Here is a 17100-nt window from a genome sequence, read left to right on the forward strand (position 1 = left end):
TCAGCTGGTTGCAGGCATAGGGGGACGGTCGTGACGATCCTGACGGGTTAACAAATCGCGAGAAGGGAGTAGCCATTGCCCCTGTTCACTCACAGGTGCGGCTGAACTAAAACTTGGCAACAACGCGAGTGCGCTGGCACCACAATGGTGTTGGCAATCGCCACAACTACCATCGCATTCCATTTTCTGTGCAAACATAGAGTCAGCGAACGATGCTGCTTGCACCGCAGCTGACTCATCACAGCAGGCGTGATCCGCCGCCATGTCGGCATGATGGCTGACAGTTGTCTCAGCCACTACTGTGTCAGCCGTAGCGGCAAACGCAGCAGTCACCGGCGCCGCGAGCGGCACCAGCAACAAAGAGACAATAATCAACCAAAGAAATGCTTTCATGACGACAGTCTAACCTATTTCTTACCAGATCGTCACGCGTTCTTCTGGCGGCAAGTACAGATCATCACCTGGCTTGACATCAAAGGCTTCATAAAACGCGGGTACGTTCACTACGGTACCGTTCACCCGGTAGTATGCAGGCGAGTGTGGATCACTCAATACCTGGTTACGGGTGTATTCGTCGCGTTGCTTGGTTTGCCAGACTTGCGCCCAACCCAGGAACACGCGTTGCTCACCAGTAAAACCATCAAGTACCGGCGATGGCTCGCCATTCAGCGAATCAACATAAGCACGGTAACCGATCGTCAAACCGGCTAAATCGCCAATGTTTTCACCCAAGGTCAATTTACCGTTTACAAACACACCTTCGATAGGTTCATAAGTACCGTATTGCTCAGCTAACTGCGCTCCACGCTCATCGAAGGCGGCACGGTCAGCGTCCGTCCACCAGCTTTGCAGGTTTCCATCACCATCGTATTTTGAACCTTGATCATCAAAGCCGTGACCGATTTCGTGACCGATCACCGCACCGATACCGCCGTAATTCACTGCATCTTCAGCGTTCATATCGAAAAATGGTGGTTGCAAAATACCCGCCGGGAACACGATCTCATTACGCACAGGGCTGTAATACGCGTTTACCGTCTGCGGTGTCATACCCCAGTCTTCAGCTTTCACCGGTTCACCGATTTTGCTGATGTCTTCCTGATAATCAAATTCAGCCGAGCGCTTGTAGTTACCAATCAGATCGTCTTCAGCCACAACCAACGCCGAATAATCACGCCATTCACTTGGATAGCCGATATACGGGGTGAACTTACTGAGTTTTTCCAAAGCTTTTTGCTTGGTTTCTTCGCTCATCCACTCGAGTTCTTTAATCGACTCGCCGTAAGCTTTGATCAGGTTGTCGACCAGAGTCTCCATCCGATCTTTCGCTTCTGGCGGGAAGTATTCGGCTACGTAAAGCTGACCAAGCACTTCACCTAAAGCGCTATCAGCCGCATCAACACCACGCTTCCAACGCGGTTCCTGCTCTGGCGTACCACGCAATACTTTGCCGTAGAACGCAAACTGGCGGTCATTAATCTCTTCACTTAACGCATTGGCAAAGTTGCTGACCAGGCGCAAGCTCATGTAATCCTGCCAGGTGTCCAGCGGTACATCTGCAAACATGCCACCGAAGTCTTCAAAGTATGAAGGCTGGCGAACCACCGCTTCTTGCACATTCGCAATACCAGCAGCTTCGGTAAAGGCACCTAAGTTAAAGCTACCAACCAGCTCCTGAATCTCATCCATGGTCTTTTTGTTGTAGGTTTTGTCAGCATTACGGCTCTCAACCCGGCTCCATTGCACTTCGGCCAGTTTGGTTTCAAGCTCAAGCACCTTCTCAGCTGCTGTCGCGGCCGTTTCCGCTTCATAACCAACTAAGGTCAACATATCGGCGATGTACGATTCGTACGCGGCACGAATTTCGACAAATTTCTCTTCGTCTTTCAGATAGTAATCACGGTCGGGTAAGCCCAGGCCTGCTTGCGACATGTACATGGTGTTGACGTCAGGATTTTTCGCGTCGGCGTAAACGTAGAAACCAAAAGGCGAGCTAACGCCTAAGCGCGAGAGTTGAGCAAAATGTGCAGCCACCTGGTCGTGATTCTGTAGCTTGCTGATCGCCTCTAAGTCACCAGCGATTGGCTGATAACTAAGATTATTCAGACGTTCAACGTCCATAAAGCTATTGAAGAAATCACCAATTTTATCGGCATTTGAGCCTGGCTCAGGTGATTTAGCAGCAGCTTCTTCAATAATTTTCCGCAGGCGCTCCTGATTTTCGTCACGCAGCTCATTGAATGAGCCTACCCGCGAACGGTCCGCAGGAATTTCAGTCTTCTCTACCCAACCACCGTTCACATAAGTGAAAAGATCGTCTTGTGGACGTACTTCAGTGTTGAAGTCATTCATGTCCAGGCCGGAAGATAGTTGCTGTTGTGTTTGTTCAGCAGACTGCTCGCTGGCAGTTTCGGTTTGGTTTTGCTGCGGCGAACATGCTGCAACGCCAAGGGCAAGGGCCACGCTTAGGGCCAAAGTACTCACTTTACGCATAAATTCCTCATAAAATTCAAGAACGATGCTCGCTATTCGCTGTTCGCTGTTGGTTTAAACCTTGGTTTCCAAACAGCGAACAGCGAATAGCTAACATCGCTTTTTAAGTTGTTAATGTCCTATCACGTCGTCGGTGAATAGGTAGTCTTTCAATTGTTCATCAAACTTCTTATCGCTGCGCCGAATCCATTCCAGCGTCATTGCTGCATGTTCTTTCTCTTCATCACGATTGTGAATCAGTATTTTCCTGAGCTCGTCATCTTTGCAAACATCAATGCGTTGGTTGTACCAATCAACAGCTTCCAGCTCTTCCATAAGAGAAATGATGGCTCGGTGCATGTCACGGGTTTCGTCCGACAAAAGTTCGTAGGGTTCATGATAACCTTCATTCGCCATAACTCGCTCCTTTCTTTTGTTAACAAGTCTTGCTGCGAAGCACCTCGTTACCTTACGGGATGCGCCGCAGCTATACAACTGGAATGCTATGCTCGGTGTCGCAGATAAATGTCTTTTTGACTTAGGTTACAAGACGCTTAACTCGATATTGACATGTTACACACGTGTGTGTATAAATAATTAAATCTAAGGGAATAGCATGCAGTCACGCGAGCTTATTCGACTTTTAAAGAGTCATAGATGCACGTTTGTCCGACAAGGTAAGGGTGCAATATGTTATTTTTAGTTGGGATTGAAGCGCCAAAGAATGAAAACGAAGCCTGGGGTATTATCGTGCCAGCTTTTGAAAAGTTGGGCATGGTATGTGCTTCTGCCGCTAATAAGCGCGATGACATCATTTTTAGAGCCAAAGAAGCTATTTTAACGATGGTCGAAGAAGCGTTGCGCGATGGACATTTGCTGAGTGCTTTAGAGATTGATTTAGCGAATTACCGCGAGGACAACCCGGAGTGTCTGGAGTGGCTGGCTTTAGAGGTGCCCATTGACTCTTTGCGCGTGCGGCAAAAGCGTATCAATATTACGCTTCCTGAAACACTTTTGACGCGAGTAGATTCATTCGTACAGGTCCACTCTGAGTACAAAGATCGATCCGATTTTTTAGCGCAAGCCGCAGATGAGCTGATGACCAACAAAAAACACCGCGGTGCGTGAGATTTGGCCGCAATGTTGAAGAAGCTGCGACCTAGAGGTGAGCCGGCCGCAGCGCGTCAGTTAAATCAAATTAAAATGCTTCACACACAAATTGTTCTTCAACGAGTGACTCTTGTGAGAGCAATACAAAATTAACCCGGGTGGGTTTGCCTTCACTATCGACAGCAAGGATCTCGACACGAAACCTTTGAAATACGCCCGCGTTTAGCAATTGATGTCGACAATCAAAGGTTCCAAATAGACCAAATGCCTCACCAGACGACAGGTTAAGTTGTGAACCACTACCTAGGTTTGCCAACCGTGCGGAAAAGTTCTCAAAAGATTCGCCGGTACTCGTTCGCGACTTCGTTTTGTTAACCGCAATTGAAGGGCTCCCTTCATCACTCGGCTCAATTTCAATGACAAGTAGTGAGCCATCTGCAAACTGAAATCGTTGAACCAAATGATCAGCTTGCGGCACACTTATGGAAATAAATAATGGATTTACTGCCATTTGCCAATCTCTGACAACCTCAACCAGATGATCAAGCCAATTGCGACTTGCTCGCGCTTCAGCAAACATACGATCAAGTTGTCGAGTCACAAACGCACTGCAAAATGGTAGCGTTTCATCGGCCAGCCGCTGATCGTACCAGGAATAAGCTGTCTGACAATTTCCTAATCTGTTAAGAACAGCGTCACTGACAGTTCCATAAGACATTCCAAGTTCCGAGGGCATTTCCCCCCAACTATTCTTAAATTCTGATGAGCTGTTGTCCTGAACAAAGGATAGCTTCATCGATAATGCATCGAATGCCTCCACCGCATCAACGGTTTTTGTAAGCAGTGCTAAGTCGGAATCTAAGACAAGTTTATCCCAAACAGAATAAGTGCTTTGACCCGAAATTTCGACGCGAATAACCTCCTTTCGATAGGCTTGTTCATTATCTATATCAAGAATCAATATCGGCACCCGCAACGATGGTATCGCGGGGGAAGGTTCTGAGCAGTTGAAACTACAACTCCCCAGTTCGGCATCGCCATACCTGACGCGCACACTTTCAACCAGTTGCTGATCGGTAAAACTTTGGCAACGAGTAGCATCAATACCTGAATCACAGACAATTAAATGATCAGACGATGGCTGTACGGCGTCCACTTGCAGCGCAAACGATGGGAAGGTAATCAAACTAAGTAGCAAACATCCTGTGTTAAATAACTGACTCCCTGAATAGTTCACCTTCAAACTCCATGTGTTTTTTATGTTGGATTTAGATTGTATATTTTTCTTCTCGGGCGTACAAGTGAGGGTTGGAATACATACAAAAAACACCGCGGCGGCTGAGCCATCGCGGTGTTTGTTCGAAGTATCCCAGTGGCTGTAGTTATTCAACCATCGAGGTGCTTATCCAATCACCGTGGTGTACGAGGATTGGACCCGTAATAGAATTACGGGCTACTTCTTCTTCGCTTTTTTGTTTGGCAGGTCGGTGATTGAGCCTTCAAACACTTCAGCTGCCAGGCCTACAGATTCGTGCAGAGTTGGGTGAGCATGGATGGTGAGTGCGATGTCTTCCGCGTCACAACCCATTTCGATAGCGAGACAGATTTCGCCCATCAGTTCACCACCGTTAGAACCTACCACAGCGCCACCGATGATGCGGTTGTTCTTGTCGAACAACAACTTGGTTATGCCGTCCGTTGCGCCTTGTGCTATAGCACGGCCAGAAGCTGACCAAGGGAATACAGCAGTATCGTATTCAATACCTTGCTCTTTGGCTTCTTTCTCGGTCAGACCGGCCCACGCCACTTCTGGATCTGTGTAAGCAATCGACGGAATCACTTTCGGATCGAAGTAGTGTTTCTGGCCAGAAATAACTTCTGCGGCAACGTGGCCTTCGTGTACGGCTTTGTGTGCCAGCATTGGTTGGCCAACCAAGTCGCCAATCGCAAAAATATTCTTCACGTTGGTGCGCATTTGCTTGTCAACTTCAATGAAGCCGCGGTCTGTTACGTTCACGCCGGCTTTATCGGCAGCAATTTTTTTACCGTTTGGCGCCCGGCCAACAGCAACCAAAACAGCATCATACTTCACCGGCTTGTCAGGTGCATTGTCGCCCTCAAAGGTCACGTAAATTCCGTCTTTTTTGGCTTCGACTTTCGCGGCTTTGGTGTTCAGCATGACGTTGTCGAACTTGTTCTTCATTGACTTAGTGAAAGGCTTAATGATGTCTTTATCTGCTGGTGGGATCAGCTGTTCGGTCATTTCGACGACATCAATTTTCGAACCCAAGGCGCTGTAAACACAGCCCATTTCCAGACCGATAATACCGCCACCAAGCACCAACATACGGTCAGGTACGAATGGCAGTTCTAACGCGTCAGTAGAATCCCAAATGCGCTCGTCGTCATGAGGTACGAAAGGTAATTTGATCGATTGTGAGCCGGTGGCAATAATTGCATGTTCAAAGTTAACAACGGTTTCATTGCCGTCGTCATCTTTTACTTTCAGCTGCTTGTCGCTGGCGAACTCGCCCTTACCGGTAACGACTTTCACTTTACGCATTTTCGACATCTGGCCAAGACCGCCGGTCAGCTGACCGACAACTTTCTCTTTGTGCTTACGGATTTTGTCGAGGTCTATTTTTGGCTCACCAAATTCAACGCCTTCGGCATCCATGTGCTTGGCATCTTCGATGTGCTTAGCAAGGTGCAGCAAGGCTTTTGATGGGATACAACCCACGTTCAGGCAGACGCCACCAAGAGTGCTGTAACGCTCAACAAGTACTGTTTCCAAACCTAAATCGGCAGCACGGAAGGCTGCTGAGTAACCACCAGGGCCTGCACCGAGTACGACCACTTTGGCATTAATTTCTTTGCTCATGACGACCTCTTACTTTCGTAGAATTTCGTTGAATTCAGTTAACTTTCGCGCGGGGCGCATTATAGCAGCCCCACCGCCATTTGTTTAATTTATAGAATCATCTTGCGGATATCTGACAACACGTTGCACAGATACACACTAAAACGCGCTGCAACCGCACCGTCAATGACACGATGATCGTAAGACAAGCTGGTTGGCAACATCAAACGCGGTTCAAATTCGCTGCCGTTCCATTTTGGTTTCATTTCACTTTTCGAAACACCAAGGATAGCGACATCTGGCGCATTGACGATCGGAGTAAACGCCGTACCACCAATACCACCCAGACTAGAAATTGAGAAACAGCCGCCTTGCAGGTCCTGCGCTTTCAGCTTGCCGTCACGCGCACGTGCGCTGACGTCAAGTAGCTCTTCGGAAAGCTCGTAAATGCCCTTCTTGTCGACGTCACGAATAACCGGTACCACCAGACCTCCAGGGGTATCCACCGCAATCCCGATATTGATGTATTTCTTCATGATCAGGTGCTCGCCATCTTCATGCAGCGACGAGTTAAATTGCGGATACTCCTGCAGCGCTTTGGCAACTGCTTTCATGATAAACACCAATGGGGTGATCTTCACGCCGTCTTTCTTCTTCTCCTGCAGTTTGTTTTCCTGCTTACGGAAGTTTTCCATTTCGGTGATATCCGCTTCATCAAATTGCGTGACGTGTGGGATGGTCACCCAGTTGCGATGCAGGTTCGGACCGGAAATCTTCTGAATACGAGACATCGGTACTTTTTCTACTTCGCCAAACTTGCTGAAGTCGATTTTTGGCGGTGCAATGACCTGCAAGCCACCAGCGCCTTGTGAGGTGCTGCCTGAAGACGTCGCTTTCGGACGTGACAGTTCATACTTCACGTACTCTTGCACGTCTTCTTTGAGAATACGGTCTTTGCGGCCAGAACCATTGACCTGATTCAGATCGACACCAAACTCGCGGGCCAGACGACGTACGCCAGGCGAAGCGTAGGCTAAACCTTCTGCTTTACCTTTCTTATCCAGCGGATGGTCAGGCACTGGCGGCGCTTTGCGCTCACCTGACGCCGTTATCCGGCCTTGGTCGTCTGCTGGGTCACTAGGGTCAGACCCTTTAGGGGCTGACCCTTCTTTATCTTCGTCAGAAGACTTTTTGTCGTCAGCCTGTTTATCATCAGACTTTTCGTCGCCAGACTTCCCGTCGCCTGAAGCATCCCCCGTAGTAGAACTACGGGCTACTTCTAACGTAATTACCAGCGAGCCTTCTTTCACTTTGTCGCCGGTGCTGACTTCAACGGATTTTACTGTACCCCCTTCTGGGCTTGGTACATCCATTGTTGCTTTATCGGTTTCCAGCGTGATTAAGCCGTCTTCTTTTTCGATGGTATCGCCAACGCTTACCAGCACTTCGATGACGTCAACTTCGCCGTCGTCGCCGATGTCAGGTACTTTAACGTCGATGACTTCGGTGTCGCCATCAGGGTCAGACCCTTTAGGGGCTGACCCTTCTTTATCTTCGTCGGAATCGTCGTCGGAGTCGTCATCGTCGGAATCGCCATTGGTGTCGGAATCGCCATTGGTGTCGTCGGAGGATTTCCCCGCAGTAGAACTGCGGGCTACATCATCGTCCGAATCGTCCGAATCGCCGGCAGCTTCGAGCAGCGCGATCAAGTCGCCTTCACTGATCTTGTCGCCAACGCTGACCTTGATTTCACTCACGGTGCCAGCAAAAGGCGCTGGAATATCCATTGATGCTTTGTCGCTTTCGACGGTGATCAAACCATCTTCAGCGTCAACGCTATCGCCTTTGCTCACTATAATTTCAATAACTTCGACTTCTTCGCCGCCCACATCGGGGACGAGCACTTCTTTTGCATCTGCCATGTTTGTCTCCGCTCCCGTCGCTTACGCGTACAGTGGGTTGAGTTTGTTGGTATCGATATCGAAATCTTTAATGGCTTTCGCCACCACCTTGCTATCGATATCCCCTGCTTTGGCAAGTTCTGCCAAGGCTGCAACCACAATGTACTCAGCGCTCACTTCAAAGTGGCGACGCAAGTTTTCGCGGCTGTCTGAACGACCAAAACCATCGGTACCTAGCACTCGGTATGGCGTTGGTACCCAGGCACGGATTTGGTCAGCATAAAGCTTCTGATAATCCGTCGCTGCAATAGTTGGCCCTTTGGCTTTCGCCAGCAACTTGGTGACGTAAGCTTCTTCGGCTTTCTTCGTCGGGTTCAACATGTTGTGGCGATCGACGTCCATGCCGTCGCGGGCAAGTTCGTTAAACGAGGTCGCACTGTAGACTTTCGACGATACGTTAAACTGCTCCAGCAAGATAAGCGCGGCTTTACGAACCTGCTGCAAAATGGTTCCTGAACCGAGTAACTGTACCTGACCCTTGGAGCTCTTGGCTTTGTGCTCTTCCAGTTCGTACATACCCTTGATGATGCCTTCTTCGACACCTTCCGGCATTTCTGGCTGCTGGTAGTTTTCGTTCATTACCGTCAGGTAATAGAATACGTTCTCTTGCTCGCCATACATGCGGCGTAGGCCGTCTTGCACGATAACCGCAACCTCGTAACCGAAGGTTGGGTCATAAGTCACACAGTTTGGCACCGTATTGAACAACAAGTGGCTGCTGCCATCCTGATGCTGCAAACCCTCACCGTTCAGCGTAGTGCGACCGGCGGTACCACCGATTAAGAAACCACGCGCCTGGCTATCACCGGCAGCCCAAACCAAATCACCGACACGTTGGAAACCGAACATGGAGTAATAAATGTAGAACGGAATCATCGGCTCGTTGTTGGTCGAATAGCTGGTCGCTGCCGCGACCCATGAAGCCATAGCGCCAAGTTCGTTGATACCTTCCTGCAATACCTGGCCTTCTTTATCTTCACGATAATAGGCGACTTGGTCTGCGTCTTGCGGCTCGTATTTCTGGCCTTGGCTGGAGTAAATACCAACTTGACGGAACAAACCTTCCATCCCAAAGGTACGGGCTTCGTCAGGAATAATTGGCACAATGCGCTTGCCGATCTTCTTGTCTTTCAACAGTGAATTCAGCACCCGCACAAAAGCCATGGTGGTGGATATCTCACGGTCGCCGGAGCCTTTCAGTACTGAGTCAAAAGCTTTGAGTGCTGGCATTTCCAGCTCGACGTCTGTTTTCGAACGACGCACTGGCATGTAGCCGCCCAACGACTCACGACGCTCCCGCATGTACTTCATTTCCGGACTGTCGTCTGGGAATTTGTACAATGGAATGTCTTCTAACTCGCTGTCTTTAATCGGAATATTGAAGCGGTCACGGAAGTGTTTGATCGCTTCCATGTCCATTTTCTTCACCTGGTGAGCGATGTTCTTACCTTCGCCAGCTGAGCCCATGCCGTAACCTTTAACGGTTTTCGCCAGAATCACCTGTGGCCGACCTTTGGTATTTACCGCTTTATGATAAGCCGTATAGACTTTCACCGGGTCGTGACCACCACGGTTCAAGCGCCAAATGTCTTCATCAGACAGGTTGGCGACCATTTCCTTGGTTTCTTCAGTTTTGCCGAAGAAGTGCTCACGGGTATAAGCGCCGCCCTTGGCTTTGTAGTTCTGATACTCACCGTCAACGCTGTCTTGCATAATTTGCGCAAGCTTGCCTTCAGTATCGCGATACAACAACGGATCCCAGTAGCGACCCCAAATCACCTTAATCACTTCCCAGCCGGCGCCGCGGAAAGTGCCTTCGAGTTCCTGAATGATTTTGCCATTACCACGCACCGGACCGTCGAGACGCTGCAAGTTACAGTTCACAATGAAGGTCAGATTATCCAGGCCTTCACGGGTGGCAAGGCCAATTGCACCCAGGCTTTCTGGCTCGTCCACTTCGCCATCACCTAAAAAACAGTAAACGCGCTGATTTGAACAATCTTTAATACCACGGTCGGTCAGGTACTTCAGGTAACGCGCCTGATAGATAGCCTGAATTGGACCTAAACCCATAGATACAGTTGGGAACTGCCAAAAATCTGGCATTAATTTCGGGTGTGGATAAGAACTTACGCCTTCACCGTCGACTTCCTGGCGAAAATTGTTCAGCTGATCTTCGCTGATGCGGCCTTCTAAAAAGGCGCGGCCGTAAATCCCCGGCGATGCATGGCCCTGAATAAACAGAAAATCGCCGCCGTCTTTATCGGTCGGAGCACGGAAAAAATGGTTAAAGCCGACATCATAAAGCATCGCAGATGACGCAAAACTAGAAATATGTCCACCAAGATCAAGCTCTTTCTTGGATGCTCGCAGCACCATCGCCAACGCGTTCCAACGAATGGCCGAACGAATACGGGCTTCCATACTCTGGTCGCCTGGCATGGTCGGCTCTTGACTGGCCGGAATCGTATTTAAGTAAGCTGTGGTCGCCGCGTACGGTAGGTAAGCCCCGCTACGACGCGCTTTCTCAATCAATGATTCCATCAGGAAATGACCACGCTCCGGGCCATCTTCTTCTAACACGACTTCGAGGGAGTCAAGCCACTCGCGTGTTTCCTGTGGATCAATGTCGTCTTTCAAATGGTCAGTCATACTTTATCCTTACCCTGTTTACGTTCGGCGTAATGACCGCTGAATCCGTGATTGCTCACGATTCGAAGTCAGTAACGCGTGTTCAATATAGGCTAGCAGTTGGTGACAAGCTTCGCGCGCTTGTTCTGGCTCGCCAGCTGAAATGGCAGTGACAATGTGCTGCCGGTGTTCGTGAAGTTGTTGCATGACGCCTGCCTTATGCGACAGGTGTTGCAAGTTTTGCTGAATATTTTTCTGTAACAGTGGCTGCATACTCCGCACCAAGTGCAAGAGGATCACATTATGCGATGCTTCGCAGATACGCAGGTTGAATTCGTTGAGTGCTTGCGCTTGTGCGGTAAGCTCCGCCTGGTCGTCCTGTTTAATCGCCGCAAAGCTCTCTGCAATGCGCGCAATATCTGTCGGCGTGCCACGCATAGCCGCATAGTAAGACGAGATGCCCTCGAGCGCGTGGCGAAACTCTAGCAGGTCGAACTGCGATTCAGGGTGCTGTGTTAACAGTTCCAGGAGTGGTTCCGCCACGCGCTTTTGCATGTTATCGCAAATATAAGTGCCGCCGCCTTGACGTCGCTCAAGTAAACCACGCGCTTCTAACTTTTGAATAGCTTCACGCAAACTCGGTCGCGACACTGAAAACTGATGCGCAAGATCCCGTTCTGACGGCAAGCGCGCGCCAGCTTCTAGGGTGCCGTCCACAATCATCACTTCGATACGTTGCATGATGACGTCAGATAGCTTAGTCGGTTGTATGCGTTGAAAAGCCATTTATTTAAAACCTTTAAGAGCGTTGTCCGTACGTTCGGCTTCGCCTCTCTGTTCGTACGCTGCTCGTTGTTCGTACGTTCTCTGTTGGTAGCCCGTAGTTCTACTACGGGTCCAACCAGCAGCTTCCGCGATGCCTGATAACTTCCCCCGTAGTAGAACTACGGGCTACCAAGAACCAACAGCGAACCCGCCCTACTGGTGCATTGGTCTTACCAAACGTATTTTAGACTAGTTTGCCCTTGAACCCAAACATTAATTAATTAGAACCAGCCGGCGATGGTCATTACTGCAAGTAAGACGATGAAAAACAGAAGGTTACGCTTCATTAGCGCAACAGTGGTCAGAGCAGTTGAGGTGATATCATCGTCGTGGCTGGGCTCCAGTTGTTCTGCCGCATTCGCCACTTTACTCAAGGCCTCAAAGTTGTTCTGCGGCGTGTTGCCGACCGAGCTGAGCCAGACTGGTAACGCTTTGCCGAAATTACCGACCATCAAAAAGCCAAAGCTCATCATGCGCGTGGGAAGCCAATGCACCACCAGTTGCAGTTGCGACCATGCTTGGTTTCTTGGATTCTTCATATCGCGCAGCGTGGCGTAAACCAATACCCCGAAAATCCCAAACAGTACATAATAAAGCAGCGGCGCGAAGTAATAACGTAAGTGGATCCATAACAATAGGTCGTGAACTGGCGCGGCTTCATGGCAGCCTGCTGCACGGCGTATTTGTCGTAACTGTTCAGCCGTGGCACCAGTGTCACCACTATTTGCCGCTTCTAAATAAGCTTTGTAAGCGGCGCGCGCCTGCCCGCATTGCATGCTCGCAAGTAAGGCCAGCACGCCAATGACGAAAGAAAGTAGGAACGAGTCGACCAACACAACAACGAAGGTCACGATCAAAGCGGGCAATACCGCCCATACGACTTCACCGATCAAATGCTGTCGCCATTCGGCGATTTTTTCTTGACTGTCGCTCCCCATCTGGGTCTTCTTTACCTGCCATTGTTGCCATCGCAACACGATGCGACGCCAGTGCAAGTTGCGACTTAGAGTTACCGAACGTTCTAATGAGTACGCCAATAAAATCGCCAGTAATTGCATTTAAATTTCCTCGTTATACAGCTGTTCGTCGACCAGCTGTTTAAAGTGCTGCCAATCGAATGCCGGACCTGGGTCGGTCTTGCGTACGGGCGCAATGTGCTGATGACCAACGATTCGTTGCGGCGTCAGTGCTGCATAGTGCTGTACTAATGCCGTCGCCACTTTGGCCAGTTGTTGGTACTGCTCTTTAGTGTAGGGCTCGGTGTCCGTTCCCTCAAGCTCAATTCCGATCGCAAAATCATTACAGCCTTTGCGCCCACAATAATGCGATCTGCCCGCATGCCAGGCACGCAAGTGAAAGGGTACGTACTGAACCATGCGTCCGTCGCGATAAATTACCATGTGCGCCGAAACCTGCAAGCCCTCTAACACGTCAAATGTCGGGTGCGCATTGGTATCAATGGTGCCCATAAACAGTTGATCAATGTAGGGCTGCCCGAACTCCCCTGCTGGCAAGCTAATGCCATGAACCACCAGCACACTGATGTCAGTCGGATCGTTACGCTCATCATGATGCGGCGATAATTTTTGTTCTGCTGTTAGGTAGTTACCGTCCTTGATCATTTCGCCTTCCGTTATTTTGTTCACTTGCTTAACCATTGTCACCCCCGCTGCGAGCCATTACAATAAGCTCTTTCACTGATGACCACAACGAGCGCCAACTAATGGATACACGGGTACAGCCTGAACTTCTCGCCGCCGACCGTCAGCAAATGGTCGCTCGCGCCCTCACCGAAGACTTAAATGGTGTCAATGGCGACCTCGATATCACTGCTCAGCTTATCCCGGCTTCACAGCAGGCGCAGGGGCGCATCATTACCCGCGAAGACGCGGTGATCTGTGGTACCGCTTGGGTCGATGAGGTTTTTGCCCAGCTCGGTGGTGATGTGCAAGTCAACTGGCATATAGCCGACGGTGAGCGGGTTAGCGCGAACAGCTTGTTATGCGAACTGCATGGCCCCGCCCGCACGATGCTTACTGGAGAGCGCACTGCACTTAACTTTTTGCAGACGCTATCTGGAGTGGCGACCACCACCGCAAGCTATGTCGAACTGCTCGCTGGTTCCTCAACCAAGCTGCTCGACACCCGCAAGACCATTCCCGGTCTGCGCACCGCACTCAAATATGCCGTCGTCTGTGGCGGCGGCAGTAATCATCGGGTTGGTTTGTACGATGCCTACCTGATAAAAGAAAATCACATCATGGCCTGCGGCTCGATTGCTGCTGCTGTCGCTGAAGCGCAGCGCCTAAATCCAGGAAAAACCATCGAAGTAGAGGTGGAAAGCCTCGAAGAATATGAAATCGCCATGAATGCAGGCGCTGATATTATCATGCTAGACAACTTTAGTTATGAGGATATTCATACTGCTGTTAAGTCAAGGTCAAAAAATGTTCGGATTGAAGTGTCAGGAAACGTTATTCGGGAGCAGCTCAAAACGCTGGTAAGCACTGGAATTGATTACATTTCTTCTGGAGCACTCACCAAGCACATACGAGCCGTAGATCTTTCCCTGCGTATTTCAGATGTATAAGTATTGACGATTCCCTTACATCTGCTATGTTTAAGGTGCAGTGCGCAAACCGCAGACCTAGTCTGTGGAATGCCAGGCAATTGCTTAAAAGGCAAAACCGTTGAGAGGCGGTGACGCAAAACCTCCGGTCCCACCGGTGCCTTGTTCGACCTTTAATAGATTAAAGGTACTGGCGGATAGCGGGGCTGCAGGCTAAAGTCTGGTGGATGGAGTGGCTTTTCGGCTTAACGGTCGCAGGCGCAACCACAGTCTTTCGGCTGATGCAGAGTTTGTTGTTGGTGTGTGTACTACCAACAAGGGAATGCCACACCGTACAACAATAATAACTTTACTTACCGTACCTTTCGGGAGATTTGACATGAAAGCGCAAGTACAAAAAGGTTTCACCCTAATCGAATTGATGATCGTTGTTGCGATCATCGGCATCTTGGCGGCCGTCGCCATTCCACTTTATTCTGACTATACGCAGCGTGCTAAGGCTGCAACCGGCATTTCAGCATTGTCGTCCTACAAAACCGCAGTCTCTCTTTGTTACCAACAAAATGGCAGCTTAGCTAGTTGTGATAGCACAACAGCAGGAACTCCGACTAAAGTTCCTTCAGCTATTGTTGCTGCCGATGACATAAATGGACTTACCTCTGCTTCTGTCACCGACGGAGTGATTACCGCAACTCTGGATGCCACAGCAGCCACAGGTGGTACGGCAATAAATGTTCGCTTAGTTCCAACCAAAGGTAACGGATCGGTCATTAACTGGATTTTAGAATGCAGTGATAATGGAGCAGACTCGCGAGTTGACGGATGTTCAGCAGCCATTAACGCCACAACTCCTATGACTTAAGAAACGGAAGATATTTAATAGATCATTCTTAATGTCTAGAGGGGGAGATGTATTAAAACTCTCTCCCTCTGTCTTTCTGACCTGCTTCTTTAGAGTAGTTATAATATGCTTCATCATTCCCTTGCAGCACTTCTTTTACGCGACAGACGGATTCCTGAAGCGCAACTGAAAAGTTGTAGTGAATATGCATGGGAAACAAAACTACCCTTTACCAGCATCCTGCTTGATCGCAAACTGATACAGCCAGACGAGCTAGCAGCATTCTGTTACCAAGAGTCCAACTGCCCTTGGCTAGATCTCGACACCTTCAACGCAGATCTTATTCCCCAACATTTTATCAATGAGCGTTTGATACGTAAAAACCATGCGGTGCCGTTGTACCAGCGTGGCAATGTGCTTTATATCGCTGTATCCGACCCTACCCGAATTGAAACTCTGGACGAATTTCAATTCCGCACCCGGTTGCAGTCTGAAGCTGTGCTGGTTCAGGAAGATAAACTACAAAAGCTCATTGATAAGTTGTTAGAAAACGAAAGTTCGATGCTCGGTGTTACCGAGCAGGATGAAAAAGAACTCCGGGAAATCGATGCCGAAGGTGAGGTGCGCGAAGAGCATGGCGCGGTCAATGTCGATGGCAAAAATGATGCCCCTATCGTTATTTACATCAACAAAATGTTGCTTGATGCCATCAAGCGCGGTGCCTCGGATTTACACTTTGAACCGTACGAGGGTGAATACCGCATCCGCTTCCGTATTGATGGTGTATTACATGAAATTGCGCGTCCACCTTTTGCCTTATCAGCGAGAATTTCAGCCCGTCTAAAAGTTATGTCGCAACTCGATATTGCCGAACGTCGACTACCGCAAGATGGCCGCATCAAGCTTAGATTATCCAAGAATAGAGCTATCGACTTTCGTGTTAGCTCGCTACCAACAATGTATGGCGAAAAAATTGTCCTGCGTATTCTGGATTCCGCGGCCGCAATGATGGGTATAGAGTCATTAGGTTATGCACCAGAACAACAGCGTCTTTATGAAGAAGCCCTAACTAGACCCCAGGGTATGATCTTGGTTACCGGCCCGACAGGTTCTGGTAAAACCGTGTCGCTTTACACTGGTCTGAATATTCTTAATACGGCTGAAGTCAATATTTCTACCGCTGAGGATCCAGTTGAGATTAACCTTTATGGTATTAACCAGGTCCAGATTAACGTCAAGGCAGGTCTTACCTTTGCTGATGCTTTACGCTCATTTTTGCGGCAGGACCCCGACGTGGTCATGGTTGGTGAGATCCGCGATTTGGAAACTGCAGAAATCGCCATTAAGGCGGCGCAAACTGGTCACTTGGTGATGTCGACACTGCACACCAACTCGGCCGCTGAAACCTTAACGCGTTTGATGAATATGGGCGTGCCGTCGTACAACATTGCTGGCTCGGTCTCCTTAATTATTGCGCAACGACTTGCTCGCAGACTGTGTGGCGAATGCAAAGAGCCTGAGGAAATCCCAAAGGAAGAACTTATTCGCCAAGGTTTTACCGAAGAGCAAATCCCTAATCTAACGATTCACAAACCTGTTGGTTGTGAGCAATGTACTAATGGTTATAAAGGGCGTACAGGTATTTACGAAGTTATGCCAGTGACTCCAGCTATTCAAGAACTTATTATGTCCAGTGCAGGCTCAATACAAATTGCTCGGCAAGCACGAAAAGAAGGCTATAATTCATTACGACAGTCCGCACTAGAAAAAGTCGCTGACGGCACCACAAGTCTGGCGGAGGCAAATCGCGTCAGCAGCAACTAAGGGTTGG

14 protein-coding genes and 1 riboswitch are annotated in these 17100 nt (G+C 49.3%); of the genes, 4 read left to right on the top strand and 10 right to left on the bottom strand.

The features are described from left to right. The 3 genes from ACQ5ES_RS06105 to ACQ5ES_RS06115 form a co-directional block, all read right to left on the bottom strand. Positions 1-393, bottom strand: a complete 393-nt coding sequence (locus ACQ5ES_RS06105) for a hypothetical protein (protein ID WP_445015050.1) — start codon at positions 391-393, stop codon at positions 1-3. A gap of 21 nt (positions 394-414) precedes the next feature. Next, positions 415-2493 (bottom strand): M13 family metallopeptidase, encoded by a 2079-nt coding sequence (locus ACQ5ES_RS06110; protein ID WP_445015051.1) that lies wholly within the window; start codon positions 2491-2493, stop codon positions 415-417. Positions 2494-2604: 111 nt separating this feature from the next. Next, positions 2605-2889, bottom strand: a complete 285-nt coding sequence (locus tag ACQ5ES_RS06115) for an encapsulin-associated ferritin-like protein (RefSeq protein ID WP_445015052.1) — start codon at positions 2887-2889, stop codon at positions 2605-2607. 273 nt (positions 2890-3162) lie between these two features. Between ACQ5ES_RS06115 and ACQ5ES_RS06120 the strand changes: the two genes are divergently transcribed. Beyond that, entirely contained in the window at positions 3163-3600 is a 438-nt protein-coding gene (locus tag ACQ5ES_RS06120; RefSeq protein WP_445015053.1) for a type II toxin-antitoxin system HicB family antitoxin, read from the top strand. A 70-nt stretch (positions 3601-3670) separates the two neighbouring features. On the opposite strand, the gene ACQ5ES_RS06125 is transcribed toward ACQ5ES_RS06120, so the two are convergent. The 7 genes from ACQ5ES_RS06125 to ampD form a co-directional block, all read right to left on the bottom strand. Further along, positions 3671-4972: a hypothetical protein gene (locus ACQ5ES_RS06125; RefSeq protein ID WP_445015054.1), complete on the bottom strand. Its 1302-nt coding sequence runs from the start codon at positions 4970-4972 to the stop codon at positions 3671-3673. Between the two features lie 63 nt (positions 4973-5035). Then, positions 5036-6463, bottom strand: coding sequence for a dihydrolipoyl dehydrogenase (lpdA, locus tag ACQ5ES_RS06130; protein WP_445015055.1), 1428 nt, complete (start codon positions 6461-6463; stop codon positions 5036-5038). Positions 6464-6552: 89 nt separating this feature from the next. Continuing rightward, positions 6553-8364, bottom strand: a complete 1812-nt coding sequence (gene aceF, locus ACQ5ES_RS06135; protein WP_445015056.1) for a dihydrolipoyllysine-residue acetyltransferase — start codon at positions 8362-8364, stop codon at positions 6553-6555. Between the two features lie 21 nt (positions 8365-8385). Continuing rightward, positions 8386-11055, bottom strand: coding sequence for a pyruvate dehydrogenase (acetyl-transferring), homodimeric type (gene aceE, locus ACQ5ES_RS06140; RefSeq protein WP_445015057.1), 2670 nt, complete (start codon positions 11053-11055; stop codon positions 8386-8388). A gap of 18 nt (positions 11056-11073) precedes the next feature. Beyond that, positions 11074-11820 carry a pyruvate dehydrogenase complex transcriptional repressor PdhR gene (pdhR, locus tag ACQ5ES_RS06145; protein ID WP_445015058.1) on the bottom strand — a complete coding sequence of 249 codons (747 nt, stop codon included), beginning with the start codon at positions 11818-11820 and terminating at the stop codon, positions 11074-11076. 260 nt (positions 11821-12080) lie between these two features. Further along, positions 12081-12917: a regulatory signaling modulator protein AmpE gene (gene ampE / locus ACQ5ES_RS06150; protein ID WP_445015059.1), complete on the bottom strand. Its 837-nt coding sequence runs from the start codon at positions 12915-12917 to the stop codon at positions 12081-12083. Beyond that, positions 12918-13481 carry a 1,6-anhydro-N-acetylmuramyl-L-alanine amidase AmpD gene (ampD, locus tag ACQ5ES_RS06155; RefSeq protein WP_445015404.1) on the bottom strand — a complete coding sequence of 188 codons (564 nt, stop codon included), beginning with the start codon at positions 13479-13481 and terminating at the stop codon, positions 12918-12920. Positions 13482-13582: 101 nt separating this feature from the next. Here ampD and nadC point away from each other — a divergent pair, with 101 nt between their 5' ends. The 3 genes from nadC to pilB all read left to right on the top strand — a co-directional run bounded on the left by nadC (position 13583) and on the right by pilB (position 17093). After that, positions 13583-14449, top strand: coding sequence for a carboxylating nicotinate-nucleotide diphosphorylase (nadC, locus tag ACQ5ES_RS06160; protein ID WP_445015060.1), 867 nt, complete (start codon positions 13583-13585; stop codon positions 14447-14449). An 80-nt stretch (positions 14450-14529) separates the two neighbouring features. Beyond that, a riboswitch (cyclic di-GMP riboswitch) is annotated at positions 14530-14642 on the top strand. A 165-nt stretch (positions 14643-14807) separates the two neighbouring features. Continuing rightward, positions 14808-15290 (top strand): pilin, encoded by a 483-nt coding sequence (locus tag ACQ5ES_RS06165; protein ID WP_445015061.1) that lies wholly within the window; start codon positions 14808-14810, stop codon positions 15288-15290. A gap of 105 nt (positions 15291-15395) precedes the next feature. After that, positions 15396-17093 carry a type IV-A pilus assembly ATPase PilB gene (gene pilB / locus ACQ5ES_RS06170; RefSeq protein WP_445015062.1) on the top strand — a complete coding sequence of 566 codons (1698 nt, stop codon included), beginning with the start codon at positions 15396-15398 and terminating at the stop codon, positions 17091-17093. Positions 17094-17100 lie beyond the last annotated feature (7 nt).

The organism is Pseudidiomarina xizangensis, from assembly GCF_052541995.1.

Excerpts from the sequence above, each read along its gene's own strand:
- ACQ5ES_RS06105 (WP_445015050.1), bottom strand. The coding sequence starts at position 393 with ATGAAAGCATTTCTTTGGTTGATTATTGTCTCTTTGTTGCTGGTGCCG.
- ACQ5ES_RS06110 (WP_445015051.1), bottom strand. The coding sequence starts at position 2,493 with ATGCGTAAAGTGAGTACTTTGGCCCTAAGCGTGGCCCTTGCCCTTGGC.
- ACQ5ES_RS06115 (WP_445015052.1), bottom strand. The coding sequence starts at position 2,889 with ATGGCGAATGAAGGTTATCATGAACCCTACGAACTTTTGTCGGACGAA.
- ACQ5ES_RS06120 (WP_445015053.1), top strand. The coding sequence starts at position 3,163 with ATGTTATTTTTAGTTGGGATTGAAGCGCCAAAGAATGAAAACGAAGCC.
- lpdA (WP_445015055.1), bottom strand. The coding sequence starts at position 6,463 with ATGAGCAAAGAAATTAATGCCAAAGTGGTCGTACTCGGTGCAGGCCCT.
- aceF (WP_445015056.1), bottom strand. The coding sequence starts at position 8,364 with ATGGCAGATGCAAAAGAAGTGCTCGTCCCCGATGTGGGCGGCGAAGAA.
- aceE (WP_445015057.1), bottom strand. The coding sequence starts at position 11,055 with ATGACTGACCATTTGAAAGACGACATTGATCCACAGGAAACACGCGAG.
- pdhR (WP_445015058.1), bottom strand. The coding sequence starts at position 11,820 with ATGGCTTTTCAACGCATACAACCGACTAAGCTATCTGACGTCATCATG.
- ampE (WP_445015059.1), bottom strand. The coding sequence starts at position 12,917 with ATGCAATTACTGGCGATTTTATTGGCGTACTCATTAGAACGTTCGGTA.
- ampD (WP_445015404.1), bottom strand. The coding sequence starts at position 13,481 with ATGATCAAGGACGGTAACTACCTAACAGCAGAACAAAAATTATCGCCG.
- nadC (WP_445015060.1), top strand. The coding sequence starts at position 13,583 with ATGGATACACGGGTACAGCCTGAACTTCTCGCCGCCGACCGTCAGCAA.
- ACQ5ES_RS06165 (WP_445015061.1), top strand. The coding sequence starts at position 14,808 with ATGAAAGCGCAAGTACAAAAAGGTTTCACCCTAATCGAATTGATGATC.
- pilB (WP_445015062.1), top strand. The coding sequence starts at position 15,396 with ATGCTTCATCATTCCCTTGCAGCACTTCTTTTACGCGACAGACGGATT.